This window comes from Labrenzia sp. C1B70 (genome assembly GCF_000475395.1).
GTDB classification, from domain to species: Bacteria; Pseudomonadota; Alphaproteobacteria; order Rhizobiales; family Stappiaceae; genus Roseibium; species Roseibium algicola.
The window spans coordinates 39,617-57,544 of sequence record NZ_AXCE01000056.1 but is presented as its reverse complement, the minus strand read 5'-3'; the positions used below and the strand labels follow the sequence as shown (position 1 = coordinate 57,544).

At 61.5% G+C, this 17,928-nt stretch carries 14 protein-coding genes; 10 read left to right on the top strand and 4 right to left on the bottom strand.

The window, feature by feature from the left end; translation table 11 throughout:
- The first annotated feature begins 125 nt into the window (after nt 1-125).
- Genes Q666_RS59495 through Q666_RS59485 form a run of 3 tightly spaced genes read left to right on the top strand, consistent with a single transcriptional unit; the run spans nt 126 to nt 5,897 of the window.
- Nucleotides 126-1,244, top strand: coding sequence for an efflux RND transporter periplasmic adaptor subunit (locus Q666_RS59495; protein WP_205838739.1), 1,119 nt, complete (start codon nt 126-128; stop codon nt 1,242-1,244).
- Nucleotides 1,244-4,381 (top strand): efflux RND transporter permease subunit, encoded by a 3,138-nt coding sequence (locus Q666_RS59490; protein WP_023000127.1) that lies wholly within the window; start codon nt 1,244-1,246, stop codon nt 4,379-4,381. Before Q666_RS59495 ends, Q666_RS59490 begins: the two co-directional genes overlap by 1 nt.
- Before the next feature lie 10 nt (nt 4,382-4,391).
- Nucleotides 4,392-5,897 (top strand): efflux transporter outer membrane subunit, encoded by a 1,506-nt coding sequence (locus Q666_RS59485; RefSeq protein WP_023000126.1) that lies wholly within the window; start codon nt 4,392-4,394, stop codon nt 5,895-5,897.
- 50 nt (nt 5,898-5,947) lie between these two features.
- Here Q666_RS59485 and Q666_RS59480 read toward each other — a convergent pair whose 3' ends face one another.
- Nucleotides 5,948-6,832 (bottom strand): LysR family transcriptional regulator, encoded by an 885-nt coding sequence (locus tag Q666_RS59480; RefSeq protein ID WP_023000125.1) that lies wholly within the window; start codon nt 6,830-6,832, stop codon nt 5,948-5,950.
- A gap of 105 nt (nt 6,833-6,937) precedes the next feature.
- Between Q666_RS59480 and Q666_RS59475 the strand changes: the two genes are divergently transcribed.
- Nucleotides 6,938-8,500, top strand: coding sequence for a proton-conducting transporter membrane subunit (locus tag Q666_RS59475; RefSeq protein WP_023000124.1), 1,563 nt, complete (start codon nt 6,938-6,940; stop codon nt 8,498-8,500).
- A gap of 15 nt (nt 8,501-8,515) precedes the next feature.
- Entirely contained in the window at nt 8,516-10,894 is a 2,379-nt protein-coding gene (locus tag Q666_RS59470; RefSeq protein ID WP_023000123.1) for a DUF2309 domain-containing protein, read from the top strand.
- Nucleotides 10,895-10,949: 55 nt separating this feature from the next.
- On the opposite strand, the gene Q666_RS59465 is transcribed toward Q666_RS59470, so the two are convergent.
- From Q666_RS59465 to Q666_RS59455, 3 genes are all read right to left on the bottom strand, one after another.
- Nucleotides 10,950-11,633 (bottom strand): YafY family protein, encoded by a 684-nt coding sequence (locus Q666_RS59465; protein WP_023000122.1) that lies wholly within the window; start codon nt 11,631-11,633, stop codon nt 10,950-10,952.
- A 65-nt stretch (nt 11,634-11,698) separates the two neighbouring features.
- Entirely contained in the window at nt 11,699-12,094 is a 396-nt protein-coding gene (locus tag Q666_RS59460; protein ID WP_023000121.1) for a RidA family protein, read from the bottom strand.
- 216 nt (nt 12,095-12,310) lie between these two features.
- The gene (locus tag Q666_RS59455; RefSeq protein WP_023000120.1) at nt 12,311-12,742 is read right to left on the bottom strand and encodes a nuclear transport factor 2 family protein; all 432 of its coding nucleotides are present in this window, start codon (nt 12,740-12,742) and stop codon (nt 12,311-12,313) included.
- Between the two features lie 171 nt (nt 12,743-12,913).
- On the opposite strand from Q666_RS59455, the gene Q666_RS66100 reads away from it, so the two are divergent.
- The 5 genes from Q666_RS66100 (at nt 12,914) to Q666_RS59435 (ending at nt 17,874) form a co-directional block, all read left to right on the top strand.
- Nucleotides 12,914-13,423: a sigma-70 family RNA polymerase sigma factor gene (locus Q666_RS66100; protein ID WP_051990203.1), complete on the top strand. Its 510-nt coding sequence runs from the start codon at nt 12,914-12,916 to the stop codon at nt 13,421-13,423.
- Complete coding sequence (locus tag Q666_RS59450; RefSeq protein ID WP_023000118.1) at nt 13,420-14,184, top strand: anti-sigma factor; 765 nt, start codon at nt 13,420-13,422, stop codon at nt 14,182-14,184. The genes Q666_RS66100 and Q666_RS59450 overlap by 4 nt, the downstream gene beginning before the upstream one ends.
- 154 nt (nt 14,185-14,338) lie before the next feature.
- Complete coding sequence (locus Q666_RS59445; protein WP_023000117.1) at nt 14,339-15,136, top strand: extracellular solute-binding protein; 798 nt, start codon at nt 14,339-14,341, stop codon at nt 15,134-15,136.
- 188 nt (nt 15,137-15,324) lie between these two features.
- Nucleotides 15,325-16,422, top strand: a complete 1,098-nt coding sequence (locus Q666_RS59440) for a LacI family DNA-binding transcriptional regulator (RefSeq protein ID WP_023000116.1) — start codon at nt 15,325-15,327, stop codon at nt 16,420-16,422.
- 399 nt (nt 16,423-16,821) lie between these two features.
- Nucleotides 16,822-17,874, top strand: a complete 1,053-nt coding sequence (locus tag Q666_RS59435) for a sugar ABC transporter substrate-binding protein (protein ID WP_031269002.1) — start codon at nt 16,822-16,824, stop codon at nt 17,872-17,874.
- Nucleotides 17,875-17,928: the final 54 nt, after the last annotated feature.

The window sequence follows — 17,928 nt, the reverse complement described above, 5'->3', positions numbered from 1 at the left end:
TGACGTGTACCCCTCTCGGTTCGAGCACTGCGTACCTGTGCTCTACGAAGAAGCCGTTCCGTGCTTTTCTCATCGCTTTCCTGATTTCCACCAGCCTTGGGTCCGGCATTGCTCAGGCCCAGCAGATGCGAGGCGCCGCGCCCAAACCGGAAGTCGGCGTTGTCGAACTTGAGCCCGAGTCGGTCGCGATCACGGCCAAGCTTTCGGGCAGGATCGCAGCGTCCCTGGATGCGGAAGTCCGGCCCGAGGTCGGCGGCATCATCAAGGAACGCCTGTTCAAGGAAGGCACGGAGGTCACCGCCGGAGACGTGCTCTACCGGATCGAGGACGATCTCTACAAGGCAGCACACGACAGCGCCCAGGCAGCTCTCCAGAAAGCGGAAGCCGCCCTGCCGAGCGCCCAGACCAAGGTTGAGCGCTACGAGGAACTGATCACGCAGAACGCCGTGGCCAAGCAGGAGCTGGACGACGCCAAGGCGGCGCTCGCCCAGGCAAAGGCGGACATCGCCTCCGCAAAGGCCAGCGTGCAGACTGCAAGGATCAATCTCGACAACACCGTCATCAAGGCACCGATTTCGGGCCGCATCGAAGCCTCGACGCTGAACGTCGGCGCATTGGTGACCGCCAGCCAGTCGGCCCCGCTGACCATCATTCGTCAGCTTGACCCGATCAATGTCGACGTCACCCAGTCGAGCACCAACCTGCTGAAGCTGCGAAAGGCCGTGCGCGAAGGCAGGATCAAGTTGTCCGGCGATAACGTGCAGGTGCGCCTGCTGCTGGAAACAGGGGAAGAATACTCCGAAACCGGCAAGCTGGAATTTTCGGAAGCCCACGTTGACCCGACAACCGGCACCTACACGCTGCGCGCCGAATTCCCGAACCCCGATCGTTTGCTCCTGCCGGGCATGTACGTTCAGGCGATCGTCGAGGAAGGCATTGCGCAGAACTCGTTCCTCGTGCCGCAGCGCGCCGTATCGCGCAACGCCAGAGGCGAACCGACGGCATTGTTCCTCGACCAGGACGGCAAGGTGGAAGAGCGCGTCCTGAGGGTCGAAGGCGACATCGGCAACAACTGGCTGGTCAACGAAGGCATCTCGGAGGGAGACCGGGTCATCGTTGAAGGCTCGCTGTTCGTGCGGGCCGGCCAGGAGGCAACAGGCACTCTGGTGACCATTGACGAAGCGACGGGGGAGGTGGAAAGCCGCGGTGAGGCGGTGTCGAACACAAGTGAGACTTCCGACTGATGTCAGCTTTCTTCATCGACAGGCCGATCTTTGCCTGGGTCATTGCCATTGTCACGATGCTGGCAGGCGCACTGGCCATCACGACGCTTTCCGTTTCGCAATATCCGCAAATTGCACCGACCACCGTCAACATCAGCGCCAATTATCCGGGCGCCGATGCGGCGACGGTCGAAAACTCGATTACCAAGGTGATCGAACAGGGCATGTCCGGGATCGATTACCTGGACTACATGACCGCGACGTCTTCGAACTCCGGTTCAGCCCAGATTTCGCTGACATTCTCCTCCAAGGCGGATCCGGACGTTGCCCAGATGCAGGTGCAGAACAAGCTGCAGCTCGTCTCCAGCCAGCTGCCGCAGATCGTCCAGAACACGGGCATCACCGTCACCAAGTCGACTTCCGGCTTTCTGATGGTGCTCGGCTTCGTTTCGACGGACGGACGCCTGACTTCCACCGACATTGCCGACTATGTCGACAACACGCTCAACGACACGCTGAAACGCGTCGAGGGCGTCGGTGAAACCCGGCTGTTCGGCTCCGGCTATGCCATGCGCATCTGGCTCGACCCGACGAAATTGCTGAAATACAACCTGATGCCGAGCGATGTCAGTTCTGCAATCCAGGCCCAGAACACCCAGGTTTCCGCCGGCCAGCTTGGCGGTCTGCCACAGGCCGAAGGTCAGCAGCTCAACGCAACCATCACCGCCTCCAGCCGCCTGCAGACTGCACAGCAGTTCCGCGACATCATTCTGAAAAGCTCCGAAGACGGCTCTGTCGTTCGCCTCAACGATGTCGCCCGGGTGGAAGTTGCCAACGAAAGCTACAGCACCTCTGCCTTCTACAACGGCATGCCGGCGTCCGGCCTTGCGGTCTCGCTTGCGACCGGCGCAAACGCCATCGACACCGCCCAGCGGGTACGCGACACCATCGACCGGCTCTCCTCGACGCTGCCTGCCGGGGTCGACGTGGTCTATCCCTATGACACCACCCCCTTCGTGAAGCTCTCCATCGAGAAGGTGGTCCACACACTGCTGGAAGCAGTCGTGCTGGTGTTCCTGGTGATGTATCTCTTCCTGCAGAACCTGCGCGCGACCATCATTCCGACACTTGCCGTGCCCGTGGTTCTGCTCGGCACCTTCGGGGTGCTTGCGCTGTTCGGCTATTCGATCAACACCTTGACCATGTTCGCCATGGTGCTCGCCATTGGGCTATTGGTGGATGACGCCATCGTCGTGGTGGAAAACGTCGAACGCGTGATGGCGGAGGAAGGTTTGCCGCCGCGTGAGGCGACCCGCAAATCCATGAACGAGATCACCGGCGCCTTGATCGGCATTGCGGTGGTGCTGTCCGCGGTCTTTGTGCCGATGGCGTTTTTCGGCGGCTCCGTCGGGATCATTTACCGCCAGTTCTCGATCACCATCGTTTCGGCCATGGTGCTGTCGGTATTCGTTGCACTCATCCTGACGCCTGCGCTGTGCGCCACCATGCTGAAGCAGGGTGACCACGGCCACAAGCGTGGTCCCTTCGCCTGGTTCAACAAGGGTTTCGACGCAAGCGCAAACGGCTACAGGGCGGCAAATGGCGGCATCCTGAAGCGCGGCAAGCGCTTCCTTGTGCTTTTCATCGCAATCGGCGTTGCCATGGGCTGGATGTTCAATCGCCTGCCAAGCTCCTTCCTGCCGCAGGAAGACCAGGGCATTCTGATTGCCATGGTCAACCTGCCCGTTGGCGCGACCCAGGGCCGGACACTGACCGTGCTCGACAAGGTACGCACCCACTTCATGGAGAACGAGCCGGATGCGGTCGACAGCGTCTTCACCGTCGCCGGCTTCGGTTTCGGCGGCCAGGGACAGAATGTCGGCCTCGCCTTCATCCGCATGAAGGACTTCACCGAGCGCGAAGACCCGCGGCTTGCCGCCCAGGCAGTCGCCGGCCGTGCCATGGGAGCCTTCTCGCAGTTCAAGGACGCCCGTGTGTTCGCCCTTGCCCCGCCTGCCATTCAGGGCATGGGCAACACCAACGGCTTTTCGTTCTATCTGCAGGACATCAATGGCGCCGGTCATGACCGACTGATGGAGGTTCGCAACCAGTTGCTGGGCATGGCGGCACAATCCGGCAAACTGGCGGCGACACGGCCCAACGGCCAGGAAGACCAGCCGCAGTTCAAGGTCGACATCGACACGCAGAAAGCGCGCCTGCTCGACCTCGGCATCCCGGACATCAACGACACCCTGTCGATTGCCTGGGGGTCCGACTACGTCAACGACTTCATGGACCGTGGCCGCATCAAGCCGGTCTATGTGCAGGCCGATGCCCCGTTCCGCATGCAGCCGTCCGATCTGGACCTGTGGCACGTGCGCAATTCCAATGGCGACATGGTGCCCTTCAGCGCTTTCGCTTCATCGCGCTGGACCTATGGTTCCCCGCGGCTCGAGCGCTTCAACGGCGCGTCGGCTGTGGAACTGCAGGGCCAGGCGGCTCCCGGCATCAGCTCGGGTGACGCGATGGCGGAAATCGATGCGCTCGTGGCCAAGCTTCCGGCAGGCTTCGTTCATGAATGGACCGGCCTTTCCTATCAGGAACGGCTTTCGGGCGATCAGGCCGCATCGCTTTATGCGATCTCGATCCTGATCGTGTTCCTGTGCCTTGCCGCCCTTTATGAAAGCTGGTCGATCCCCTTCGCGGTGATGCTGTCGGTCCCGATCGGCGTCTTCGGCGCCCTGGCGGCGGCTCTGATTTTCGGGCAAACCAACGACGTCTACTTCAAGGTCGGTCTGCTGACGACCATCGGCCTGGCGGCGAAGAATGCCATCCTGATCGTGGAGTTCGCCATCGAACAACAACGACAGGGCAAGGACCTGCTGCAGGCGACACTGGACGCTGCTCGCCAGCGGCTCCGGCCGATCCTGATGACGTCGTTCGCCTTCATCCTGGGTGTGACGCCACTGGCGATTGCCACCGGGGCAGGTTCGGGTGCGCAGAACTCCATCGGCATCGGCGTCATGGGCGGCATGATCGCCTCCACCGTGCTCGGCATCTTCTTCGTGCCGCTTCTGTTCGTCACTGTGCGGCGCATCTTCAGCCGCAAGCAGACGAACGAAGCAGCCCCCGACACTTCAGGCAGCAAAGCCCATTGAGAGAGTTTCGATGACCCTTTTCAAACCTGAGACCGGCTCTGCCTGCGCCGTCCCCTCTCTACGCCGCAAGACCTGGTTGCGGCTGGGTGCGGGCCTGATGGCAGCGACCCTGATGGGTGCCTGTTCCGTCGGCCCCGACTACCAGCGCCCGGATGTCTCCGTGCCCGGCAAGTGGCGCAACACGACAGGCGAAACGCCTGCCTCCGTGCCGCAACTTGCCAACTGGTGGACGCAGCTGGGCGATGTCCAGCTCAACAGCCTGATCTCGCTCGCGGTTCAGAACAACCTGGATGTCCGCACCGCCAAGGCCAAGGTGCGTGAAGCCCGGGCCAGTTACAAACAGGCCTCCTCATCGCTCTTTCCGAGCCTTGACGGTGCGGCCGGCGTGACCCGCTCCAAATCGAGTGGGTCCGACAGCGTCGGCACGCTCTGGAACGGTGGTTTCGATGCCGCCTGGGAGATCGACATCTTCGGCGCCAACCGCCGAGCAAAGGAAGCGGCCAAATACGGTCTTGATGCTGCCGAGGAAGAGCTGCGGGCAAGCTTGCTGACCCTGATTGGCGACCTTGCCACCAACTATGTCGAAGCGCGCGGCTTTCAGCAGCGGCTGAAACTGGCGCAGGACACCGCGAAATCGCAGCAGTCCTCGGCCGATCTCATTCGCAAGCGTTTCCAGGCAGGTTCGTCCTCCGGTCTCGACGTTGCCAACGCGGAAGGTCAGGCGGCGTCGACAGAGGCCAATATTCCGGCCCTGAAGACAGCTCTTGCCGCTTCCATGCACCGGCTGAGCGTTTTGACCGGTCAACAGCCGACTGCCCTTACCGACCGGTTGCTGGCAAGCAGCCGTATTCCGACACCAAAACTGCCGATCCCTGTCGGCATACCGGCAAGCATCCTGCTGACCCGCCCGGACGTTCGCCTGGCTGAACGCCAGCTTGCGGAGGCAACCGCGAAAATCGGTCAGGCAACGGCAGCGCGTTATCCCTCCGTCAGCCTGACAGGTTCCATCGGCACCGCCGCAGCCGACATTGGCGATCTCGGCAAGAATTCCTCGATCAGCTGGGCCTTTGGCCCGTCGCTGTCCGTGCCGATCTTCAATGCAGGTAAACTGGCGGCAGGCGTCGAGATTGCCGAAGCCCAGCGCGATCAGTATTTCCTCGCCTACCAGGCGTCGGTGCTGACGGCACTGGAAGATGTCGAGAACGCTCTTGTCGGCTTCACCCAGGAACGCAAGCGTGTCGCCAGTCAGCGGCGTTCGGCGGAAAGCTACAAGTCGGCCGCCGAGCTTTCCAGATCGCTCTACCAGACCGGCGCCGCCAGCTTCCTCGATGCCCTCGATGCTGAACGCTCGACCTACTCCGCCGAAGACACGCTCATCCAGAGCCGTGTCCGCCTGACCACCTATTACATCGCCCTGCAAAAGGCGCTTGGCGGGGGCTGGACCGGCAAGGTTGAAACCGACAAGCCGGAAGTGGTCGACAAGAACACCGGCCCGCATTTGTCGGTTGCGTACTGACGCGACCTCGGCACCACGTTTCGGACTGGGCAAAGGCTTGAAACCCTTGCTCAGTCCGTCTTGTTTTTGAAAGCCTGAAGCAAGTCGGCGACCAGCGGGTTCGGGAAGCGCCGGTGCAGCGTGACGGCGAAGAACTCCTCCTTAAGCCCTTCCAGCCTGCCCAGCTCGATCAGCCGTCCCGAAGCAAGCTCGTCTCTCACGACGATCGGCGGAATGACGGCAAGCCCTGCGTGCGCACGCGCAAGCAGACGGATCATCGCCATGTCGTCGGCTTCCGCGGCAACTTTGGTGACGACACCCAGTTGCTCGACCATCGCGTCGAAAGATGCCCTCAGGGCCGATTCCGGCGTTGGCAGGATCAGCGGCTGCGAAGACAGAAGCTCCGGCAAGGGCAGCCCCGCCAGATCGGCTGCGGTTGCGGGTCCGATCAGGCTGACCGGCTGTTCGGAAAGTCCATGTACGAGATAGGGACTGGAGGCATCCCGGGCGGGCACAAGGTTCGTCAGGACCACATCGATCGCCAATGCTTCCAGGGCCCTCAGAAGGTCTGCCTGCGCTCCGGAGCGCAGCACCACTTCGACATCTGATCGTCCGATCAGGGGTTCCAGGAAGCCGATCTGGAAATTTCGCGAAAGCGTTGCGAGTGCTCCCACCCGCAAAGCCTTGCGCTCGGTGCCCGTGTTGCGCAGGGTCGCCGTCAGGTCCTCGGCGGTCCGAAAGATCGCTTCCGCGTGATCAAGGGCGATCCGCCCGGCCTCCGTCAGCACCAGACCACGTCCGCGTCGTTCAAACAGATCGTGTCCAAGGGAGGCTTCCAGCGTCTTGATCTGCGAGGATAGCGCCGACTGCGACAGGTTCAGCACCCTGGCAGCCCCCGTCAGTGTTCCATCCCGCGCAACTGCCCGGAAAAGCCGCAGATGATGAAGGTTCAGCACGAAAACACTTCCAAATTATAGAACGATTTCGATTATAATATGTAATTTTTTGCAAGAAAACGAGACGGTATATCCACGGCGTCTTTCAGCGTTCGTGAGGTTCCCATGCCCTACCTGTTCCCCCTTCCCCTTCTTGCGCCGGTGCTGTTGCTGGCTTCTGCGGCCGTTTCAACAATGTGTCCGGGCCGCCGCCCAGGGCTCTATCCCAAGGCTTCGGAAGCAAGTGCATTTATCGCCCTTGTGCTTGCCCTTGCCGGCCTGGTGCAGCTTCTGGTCTTGGGAGCAACGGAAGCAACCTTGTTCGAAGGTCCGTTTACGCTTGTTGTGCGGCTCGACCCCATCAGCGTGACGATGACCCTGTTGGTTGCCTTCATCGGCTGGGTGGTGATGCGTTACTCCCGGACCTACCTCGACGGTGAAGCGCGAGAAGGGGCCTTCCACGGCTTGATGCTCACGGCACTTGCGGCCGTACTGGTGGTCGTCCAGTCGGGCAGCCTGTTCCTGCTTGTCCTCGGCTTTGCCGGGATCGGCCTCTGCCTGCGCAGGCTTTTGCTGTTTTACCCGCAGCGTGCCGCCGCCCAACGGGCCGCCACCAAATTCGCGCTTGTCTGGCATGCAGGTGACATCTCGCTGCTGCTGGCCGCCGGGCTGTTCATGGCAAGCGCCGGTACCGCACAGCTTGGACAGCTTTCTGAAACAGTCGGGCCTGATCTCTCCTTCGTCGAACATCTGGCTGTGGTGTTCCTGGTGTTGGCAGCCGTGCTGAAAACGGCCGCCTTCCCGCTGCACGGCTGGCTGACGGAAGTCATGGAGGCGCCGACCCCGGTTTCCGCCCTGCTTCATGCAGGCATCATCAACGCCGGCGGGTTTCTTCTGATCAGGACGGCAGACCTGGTTCAGGCCAGTCCTGGCGCCATGGGCACGCTCGTGGCTCTCGGTGGCCTGACCGCTCTCTTCGGGGCAGTGGTCATGCTGACCCAAAGCGCGGTGAAGACAGCCCTTGCCTGGTCAACGATTTCCCAGATGGGTTTCATGCTGCTGCAGTGTGGTCTCGGTCTTTGGCCACTCGCGCTGCTCCATGTGGTCGCGCACTCCCTCTACAAGGCCCATGCCTTCCTGTCCTCGGGTGGAGCCGTGCTGGCCGTGGCCAAGCTGCGGCGCCCCGGCCCGATCGCAATTCCCAGCGTTGCCAACGTGCTCCGGTCCTTCGCGATCGCCTTGTTTCTCTACGCGATAGTCTCCTTCGCCTTCTCGATGATCGCAGGCCCGAAGACCCCTCAGGCGCTTGCCATCGGAGCAATGCTCATCTTCGGCGTGGCCTATCTGGTGGCGCAAGGTCTTGCAGATGCGGCCCCCGCTGAACTGACGTATCGCACCTCGCTGGCCGCAGTCATCGTTGCCTTTGCCTATTTCGGCTTCCAGCAGGTTGCCAACCTTCTGTGGGGCGCAGCTCTGCCGCAGGCACCTGTCGCCGGCCCCCTCGAATGGGCACTGATCGTCCTGGCGGTGCTTTCCTTCGGCATCGTTGCCGTTGCGCAGACACTTTTTCCGCTCTGGTCACACCACCCGTCGACCGCCGGCTTGCGCGTTCACATCGCCAACGGCCTTTACCTCAACGCCCTCCTCGACCGTTTCATCGGCGGATACCGGGTTGCGAACTCCAAGTAAGACGAGGCATTTCAGATGTTTATCAAGCACACCCAATTCAGCTCGCTACGGGTTTCGGGCATCCTCGAGGCAGGCACGTCAGCCATACGGGCCATCCCGCCCGCCTTTCCGCTGGACGCAACCGTTGCCGTCAATCCCTTCCTCGGCCAGGTTGGAGAAGGCCTCGCAGAAGCATCCGCACGCCTTGCCAGAACGAGCGGCATCAGTCTGACCCGGCCCAGAAGCAGCTACGGCACCGAGATCGCCTGTGGCCGCATCTCGGATGAAGACCTGACGGCCGCCCTTGAGGCAAGCAACGCCGGCAACAAGCCGGCAGATGTCGCGCAGCTCAAGGCATTCGCCCAAATGGATGGACCGGCACCGGCAGCCGTACCAACCATTGCCGAACTCGCAGCTTCTGTATCCGGCATCGACTGGCCGTCGGTTATCGAAAAAACCGTTGGTCTGTGGGCCGCCGGTTACTTCGACCGCGGCCAGGCGCTTTGGTCTCCAGCCCCGGGTGAGGGCGCTTATGCTGCCTGGCGGTCCTGGGCGAGCCGTGACCTGACACCCGAAATTGCCGGACTGACGGGGTTCTGCTCCCATATAACCACGTCTCCGGACACTTCCGAACAGGCAATCCTGCGGGTAACCGACCGGCTGGGCATCAGCGTTCCGGCTGCCGAAACCCTGTTTCACCGGCTGCTGATGGACCTTGGAGGCTGGGCGCAACATGCACGCTGGCTGCTGTGGCGTGCAGAGCAGGACGGCATGACGGAGGGCACGCTCGGCGACCTGCTGGCCATCCGGTTGATCTGGGAAGAGGCGCTTTTCAACCGCTTCCCGGCTGTCGCCGACCAATGGCAGGCCAAGCTTCAGCTTCATGCTGCGCCTCTTGTTCCGGACCGGGACCAGGTTATCGATGCCATTTTGCAGGACGCGGCAGAGCGGGCATACCAGCGGTCTCTCGGCCAACAGCTGAAGGCGCCGACAAAGAACACCGGGGAGCGCCCTGCCCTTCAGGCGGCGTTCTGCATCGACGTGCGCTCGGAAGTCTTCCGGCGGGCGCTGGAAAACCAGAGCCCATCGATCGAAACACTCGGGTTTGCCGGTTTCTTCGGTCTTCCTGCTGCTCACAGAGACCACGGCTCCGATGTTGAAGAAAATCACCTGCCGGTCTTGCTGAAACCGTCCATGACCTCAACTTGCCACGGTTCTCCCGGTGAGGAAAAGACGGCACGCATCGGTGCGCGGGCCATACGGGCACTGGACAGGTTCCGCCAGGCCGCTGTCTCGTCCTTCGCCTATGTGGAAGCTGCCGGCCCTCTGTATGTGACCAAGCTGGTGAAGGATTCCCTCGGCCGCCCCACAAGAAAGGTCTCAACGAGTGCCGCCCCCAGGCTCGACCCGGCGCTTGATGCCGAGACGAAATCAGCGACCGCCGCTGCGATCCTGAAGGCCATGAGCCTCACGAACAATCATGCGCAGGTGGTTCTGCTTGTTGGCCACGGAGCCAATGTGAAAAACAATCCGCATGAAAGCGCTTATCATTGCGGCGCATGCGGTGGTCATTCAGGTGAGGTTTCAGCGCGGTTGCTTGCAAGCTTGCTGAACGATGCCGAAACCCGCTCCGGCCTTGCTGCTCACGGTATCGACCTTCCTGACGACACCCGGTTTGTCGCGGCGCTCCACGACACGACAACGGACGAGATCACCCTGTTCGACAAGGACCAATCCGGCCCGATGAATGAATTCGATCTTCTGCAAAAATGGTTGAAACGGGCGGGAGCCGAGGCACGGGCCGAGCGCGCCTTGCGCTTGCCGGGCACGAATGCTGCCTCCATTGCGGCCAGAGCATTCAACTGGGCCGAAATCAGGCCGGAGTGGGGACTTGCAGACTGCGCCGCGTTCATCGCAGCCCCCAGGCATCTGACATCGAAGGCCAATCTGGAAGGCCGAGCCTTCCTTCACAGCTACGACTGGCAAACGGACGAGGACTTCAAGACGCTTGAACTCATCCTCACCGCCCCGGTGGTCGTGGCGAGCTGGATCAGCCTTCAATACTATGGCTCTTCAGTCGCGCCGGATGTCTTCGGTGGCGGCAACAAACTCATCCACAACGTGGTTGGCGGCATTGGCGTTGTGGAAGGCAACGGCGGGCGCCTGCGGCCCGGCCTACCTGCACAGGCACTGCATGATGGCGAGAAAGGGATGCATACCCCTCTCCGGTTGTCGGTTCTGATCGAAGCCCCCGAAGAGGCAATATCTGCCATTCTGGATGCGCACCCGGATGTTCGGAACCTTTTCGAACACGGCTGGCTGCATCTGTTCACGCTTCGGAACGGACGTATGGCCGCGCGCTACCAGCCGGGCGGTTCTTGGGCAGAGGAAGAGATGAACCGCCAGGCTGCCTGAACCTGAAAGGGCAGGTCCGGTGACCGGTGGTCGCTGGACCTGTAGGGGGCTCCGGCTATCCCTCTTCCTCGCAAGGCTCGGTTGCCAGGAAAGCACGCAGTCCTCTTGTCTCGTCGTCCTCGAAAACCGTGCTTGTGACACTCAGTTTTACGACACGATCGAAACGGAAGGTGCGGAAGGCCTGCCGTATTTCGCACCACGCACTGAACATCCACCCGTCTGTCATGTTCCAGATGACAAGCGGGCGGACGCTGCGCTCCGTGGGCTTTCCATCGGCATCCTCGTAACAAATATCGACAACGAGCTGCATCCGGATGGCCTCGCGGATCAGACTGACGGTCGGTGGGGCGCTGTTCTTGATCTGCAGGCTGAAATACGGTGCGTCGGCCAGCTTGCGTTTATCGGGATCCGGCATGCCGGCCTGGATCATGGCACGCACTTCATGTGCCGCCGATGCCAGCGCCGGGTCGCCCGTGCGCTCAACAAAGGAAAGGCCGATCGCCAGCGCATCGACCTGATCATGGGTAAACGTCATGTTGGGCAGATCGAAGCCCGGACGCAGCAGATAGCCGATGCCGGCCTCCCCTTCGATGGGAAGGCCGGACGCCTGAAGGTGGGCGATGTCCCGGTAAATCGTGCTGAGGCTGACTTCGAACCGTTCGGCAAGTTCTGCGCCCCGGATTACGTCGCGGGTCCGCATCTCGTTGATGATCCGAAACAGTCTTTCCGCGCGTCGCATTCCGTTTCCTCACGCTCCAGAAAACCGGATGCAGCCGCTTCGAAGCTGCGTTCAGGTGTCGGGCCTCAGTCGGCAGCGATCGCTTCGATCTCGAACATGAGAGGAGGAAGCGCAAGCCGGCTCACGCCAAGTAGTGTCATTGGCGGCGCAGCGTCAAGACGGCCGAACCGCGCTCCCAGGACGTCGAAGTTCTTCAGGGCCTCGTCCACATCCGTTGTGTAGACCTTGACCTGAATGACGTTGGCCAGGGTCATCCGCGCTTCGGCCAGTACGGCTTCCAGGTTGTTCAGCGAAAGCTCGATCTGACCGCGCATATCCGCGGCATGCCGAGGATTTCCCTCCCCGTCGACAGCGGTCTGTCCGGCGCAGATCAGCTGCCTGCCCATGCCTTCAACAATTTCGGCCTGATTGTAGCCGAGCCTGAGCGACCAGGGCCAGGGATTGACGGGAGTTCTGTTCATGGGGCGTCCTTTCGATCTTCCAAAACAAGAGAACGCCTATCAACCACAGGCCTCCTGTCACCGTGGTGAGAGGAGAGTTTCTACCCGGTCCGAATTTTTCGAGAACGGGACCTTGCCCTGCGCAAAAAGACATCCTGCGTTCTTGCAAACGCAGGATGCTTGCGCGCCGGTTTCCCCTGCCATGCAGGCGGGAACAGCAGGCAGGGAAATGCCGGCTTACTTCGCGAGCTTGGGGTCGATCTGCCAGACTTCGCTTGCCAGCTTGCCGCTCCGATAGGTCAGGACGTAGCGGACCGGGATCGTGTTCTTGCCGGAAAAGCGCACATTGGCGGTCACCGTCACGCCAGCTGGATTTGCGTTTTCCTGAACATTCGAGACATCGACCTTCAGCTTGCCCTGCGCCCCTGTGAACTTGGTCCAGACCGTGCCTATGTCTGCAGCACCGGTATAGACACCATCCAGCGGACCACCGACCCATTCCAGCACGGCCTTGTCGGAATAGGACGCCTTGAGGGCATCGACCTTGCCGGTTGCGATGTTGTCGAAATGGGTACGTGCCAGGTCTTCACCCGGCCCGGCCAGGGCTGCGGATGCAAACAGAACCGTACCTGCGAAGGCAGTAGCGGCAAATTGACTTATCGGCTTCATTTCAGATCTCCATTCGTTCACTGTTCCAGATGCGATCGGCCGCATCCGGTGCTGTCCACGCAGGTGGTGGTGTTTTCCTTCCCGAAGGAGCCGAAATATCTTTTTCACCGGCGACGGAATAATTCGCGCAGAACAGGCGTTGGTGTCAGTAGTGTCCACGAGGAAGAGCTCTTGCCCGACAAAACCCAAAACCTGCTCAGGGAGACGCCGGCGCTGCATCGATACGCGGTAACGCTGACCTGCGACCAGGCGGAAGCGGAAGACCTTGTGCAGGACTGCCTGGAACGGGCCTTGCGCAAATGGAGCCTTCGTCGGTCGTCTGTACCACTGCGGCCGTGGCTCTTCCGTATGATGCGCAATCTTCACGTCAGTCGCTGGCGGCGCTTGCGGCGCCATTCGAACCATATCGACCTGGACGATCTGGAAAACCAGCTTCAGGCGCCCGCCTCGCAGCAGGACAGCGCCGAGCTCAAACATCTGCTGAACCGCATGCTGGCCTTGCCCGAAGACCAGCGCGAAGCACTGTTCCTGGTCGGCGTGGAAGGCTTTACCTATGCAGAAGCCGCCGCAATCCTGAACGTTGCCGAAGGAACCATCATGTCGCGCATCAGCCGCGCCCGTGCCAGACTGAGAGAAGACCCCCGCGCCTCCGAGCGTCCCCATCTAAGGAGCGTGACATGAATTCCCAGACGGTGCCCCCCATCCGGGAGGAAGACCTCGTTCGATACGTCGACGACGAGCTGCCTGCGGACCGCAGACGCGAGGTCGAAACCTATCTCAGGGACAATCCGGAAGCTGCCGCCCGGGTTGAGGCGGACCGCCGGATCTCGGCAAACCTGAAGACAGCCTATTCCCGCGTCACTGCAGAACCTCCCGGCCTGACCGCGCCTTCAGGGGGCAGATGGCTGCCGCGCGCCGGCATGGCCGCCTCCATCGCTGCGGCCCTGCTGGTTGGCGTCTTTGCCGGTTGGTCCCTGAAACCGGATGCAAGCCTGCCAGCGCATCAGCCCTTCCTGACCGATGCCCTGACGGCTCACCGAACATTCACCGTTGAGGTTGCTCATCCGGTCGAGGTGGCAGCCAGCGACCAGCGGCATCTGGCAACCTGGCTCGGCAATCGGCTGAACCATCCGTTCCGCATTCCCGATCTGCGGGTTGCCGGACTGACGCTGATGGGCGGACGCCTGCTGCCCAGCGGGGCGGATCCGGCAGCACAGCTCATGTATGACGATGCGGACGGCAACCGGGTGACCGTCTATCTGCGCCGTGGGGTCGACGGTGAACCGAAATTCCAGTTCGCGGAATCCGGCACTGAACAGGCGTTCTTCTGGAGCGACACCGGGTTCACCTACGCGGTGACAGGCGACATGCCGCGCTCACAGCTTTTGAACCTTGCCCACCTGATCCAGACCCAGCTCGACCCGGCGCAACAATCGAACTGAAAGTCGCCAGATCATTCTGACAAAGTCCTCGCGCTTTCGTGACCCAGCTCTTGGGAAGACCAGGCAGCCGGCCAGCGTAGTCAGGTGCGGGGGCGGTGCAAGACCGCCTCCGGCGCGCATGCGTCACAAGCCAACAGAATTCAGGAATTCCGATATGAAAACCTCCCTTTGTGCTCTCGCGCTGCTGGTTTACGCCGGCCCTGCACTCGCCCAGGAAAGCACACTCGCCGATCCATCCATCAAACACCGCCCTGCCGACGGAGTTGTCAGGCTTTATGGTGCGGGCGGCCCGCACACGGCGTTCCAGAAAGTTGCAAAAGCCTTTGAAGAAAAAACCGGCAACAAGGTCGAAATCACGGCCGGCCCGGAAACCACCTGGTCCGCAAAAGCCCAGGCGGATGCCGATATCCTCTGGGGCACATCCGAACAATCGATGACGGCGTTTCTGGAAACCTATGGCAATTTTGACTCTTCCCAGGTTCAGCCGATCTACATCCGGCCTGCCATCATCGCCGTGCGCGCAGACAATCCGAAAAAGATCGAGAGCTTTGAAGACCTGCTCAAGGACGGGATCAAGATCGTCGTGACCGAGGGTGCCGGTGTCGCCAACACATCCGGCACAGGTGTCTGGGAAGACATCGCCGGAAGGACCGGAAATCTCGGTGACGTGTCGGCGTTCAGATCGAACATCGTCGCGTTTGAAAAAGGCTCCGGTGCCAGTTTCCGGGCCTTCAAGGACCTTGAGGCCGATGCCTGGATCACCTGGCCGAACTGGCCTATCAACAACCCGGACGTTCTGTCCCTTGTCGAACTGGACGAAAACCGCCGCATCTGGCGCGATGTCAACGTCGTGCTCTCCCCCGACGCCGACCCGCAAGCCAAGGCTTTTCTGGACTTCCTCCAGACCCCGGAAGCCGCGACCCTGATGAAAACCGAGGGTTGGAAGCGCTAACACCGCGCTTTCCCCTTTTGCCAAGCCCCCTCCGCGCCCATGCCTCCCAGGGCGCGAGAGGGGGGGGATGCAACGCCTTTCCGAAACGCGCTGAGCCTACCTTTCCCATTTTTCCGCTTGCCAACCTCAAACCGCACTGTTAAACGTTTAACTGTAAAACGTTTAACAGCGTTGGGAGGCGCTGGCAGATGTCCCGAAAAAAACCGTCCATCAAGGAAGTCGCCGCTCTTGCGGGCGTGTCGATCGCGACGGTATCGAACGTCTTTTCCGGGCGCAAACCGGTCAACGACGAGCTGAAGGAGAGCGTGCACAAGGCTGCGCGCGAACTCGGTTACCAGCTCGACCGGGCCGCTTCCCAGCTGCGCTCGGGCCGTACCCGTATCATCGCGGTAATCGTCCCCGACCTCACCGACACCTTTTTTGCCACCATCGTCTCCAGACTGGAAACCGCCGCATCAGCGGAAGGTTACGACGTCATCGTCGCCAGCTCCCATAACGACCGCGCGGTGGAATCCTCACGTCTGAAGGCGTTGCTCGCATGGCGGCCGGAAGGGCTGATTGCCGTGCCCTGCTCAAGCACCATGCCGCCGGAACTGAAGGAAGCAAGATCCACCTTGCCGATGGTTCTGGTCGACCGTGTTGCTGCAGAAGGGGCAATTGCCGATACGGTGACCATCGACAACCGCGAGGCAGGCGAGATTGCCGCAAGGCATCTGCTGGAGCGTGGCCACCAGAACATTGCAATCGGCGTTTCCGACCTGGATCACCCTCCGATCCTGGAAAGAACGGAAGGGGCTGCCGCCATCATCGAGGCGCAAACCGGCAAACGGCCGACCATTCTCAATCTGGGTTCCGATATCACCGCAGGCACCAGAACGCTCCTGGACTGGATGGAACGCAATCCCCTGCCGGAAGCAATCATCGCGCTTACCAACGTCACGACACTCAGCGTGTTGTCGGCCCTCGCCGAACACCGGATCGACATCCCGAGCCGCGCGTCTGTCGTCGCGTTTGACGACTATGCCTGGATGTCCGCCCGCAACACCGGACTGACGGCCATCCGACAGCCGGTCGACAAAATCGCGGAAACCGCCTGGCGCCGGCTGCTGCAGCGGATCGAGGGTGACAGCAAGGCACCCGTTACACCGGCAGTGCTGAACGCGAGCCTGATCGTCCGTGCCTCGGTGCGCGATCTCGAAGCAGGCGAAGACATGCATTCGCAAACACACACCCCGGCACCGAGGGACAGCGCCTCGGCGGAAGGGCAGGAAAAGAAGATCCACTGATGCCATCCGCCACAACTGGGCACGACGGCAAACAGGCGGCAAAGACCGCACGGACACATGGGAGGAAGAGGAGGAAAATCGGACTTCAGGATCAACGGACACTTAAACGCTATCAGTCCCGTTGATCCGGACGAGAAACGCGCGGAGTGCGGTGAGCAACCCCGCGCGTCGGCAAGATCGTCCTGAAATACCCACTAACCGAAGCGGCAGGTAGATCCTCTCATCCGCCGGAACCCGTAAAGACGCCCCGTGCCGTTGCACCGGCTAAAGCGTCAGGGTTTCTGCGCGGACTCGATCATGCTCGGCCAAGATTAGCAGTGGTCTTTCAGGAAACCAACCGGTCTTGAGCGCACCCGAGGACGGGGCCGACGGACCGTTTTATTGATGGAGGAAACTGAAATGAACCCGATGAACAAGAAACTTGCCGGCGCGGCCATCGTTGCCGCCACCCTGCTGCAGGGAACCGCTGTCCAGGCTGCATCCGGCACCGTCGCATTCCTGATGCCAGACCAGGCATCAACCCGCTACGAGGAACATGATTTCCCGGGCTTCAAGGCGGAAATGGAGAAGCTTTGCCCGGATTGCACCGTCATCTACCAGAATGCGGATGCAGACGTGGCGCGCCAGCAGCAGCAGTTCAACTCCGTTCTGACACAAGGCGCCAAGGTGATCGTGCTTGATCCGGTGGATTCCAGCGCGGCCGCCTCGCTCGTCGCCCTTGCCCAGAGCCAGGGCGTGAAAGTGATCGCCTACGATCGCCCTATCCCGGACAAGACCGCCGACTACTATGTCTCCTTCGACAATGAAGGCATCGGCAAGGCAATCGCCGAGTCCCTGGTGCGCCATCTGGAAGAACAGGGCATCTCACCGGAGGCAGGCGGCCTGTTGCAGATCAACGGCTCGCCCACCGATGCCGCTGCCGGCCTGATCAAGGACGGTATTCATGCAGGTATCGCCACCGGCAAGTACGAGACCCTGGCCGAATTCGACACGCCGGACTGGGCACCGCCCAAAGCCCAGGAATGGGCCAGCGGCCAGATCACCCGCTTCGGCGATCAGATCGTCGGCATCGTAGCGGCAAATGACGGCACCGGCGGCGGCGCCATTGCCGCCCTGAAGGCTGCCGGCGTCGACCCGCTTCCGCCTGTAACCGGCAACGATGCCACCATCGCGGCCCTGCAGCTGATCATTGCCGGCGACCAGTACAACACGATCTCCAAGCCTTCTGAAATCGTTGCCGCGGCGGCTGCCAAGGTTGCCGTGCAGTTCCTGAACGGGGAAACGCCGGAAGCCAAGACGACGCTCTACGAAACACCTTCCGAGCTGTTCGTTCCGGCCGTGGTCACGCGCGAGAACCTGAAGGAAGAGATCATCGACATGGGCATCCAGACGGCTGAGGAACTGTGCACGGGCCGCTATGCCGAAGGCTGCAAGGAACTCGGCATCCAATAACTCCTCCTCCCAAGCAGGCCGCCCGACCCCAAGGGTCGACACCCGGAAGGCCGG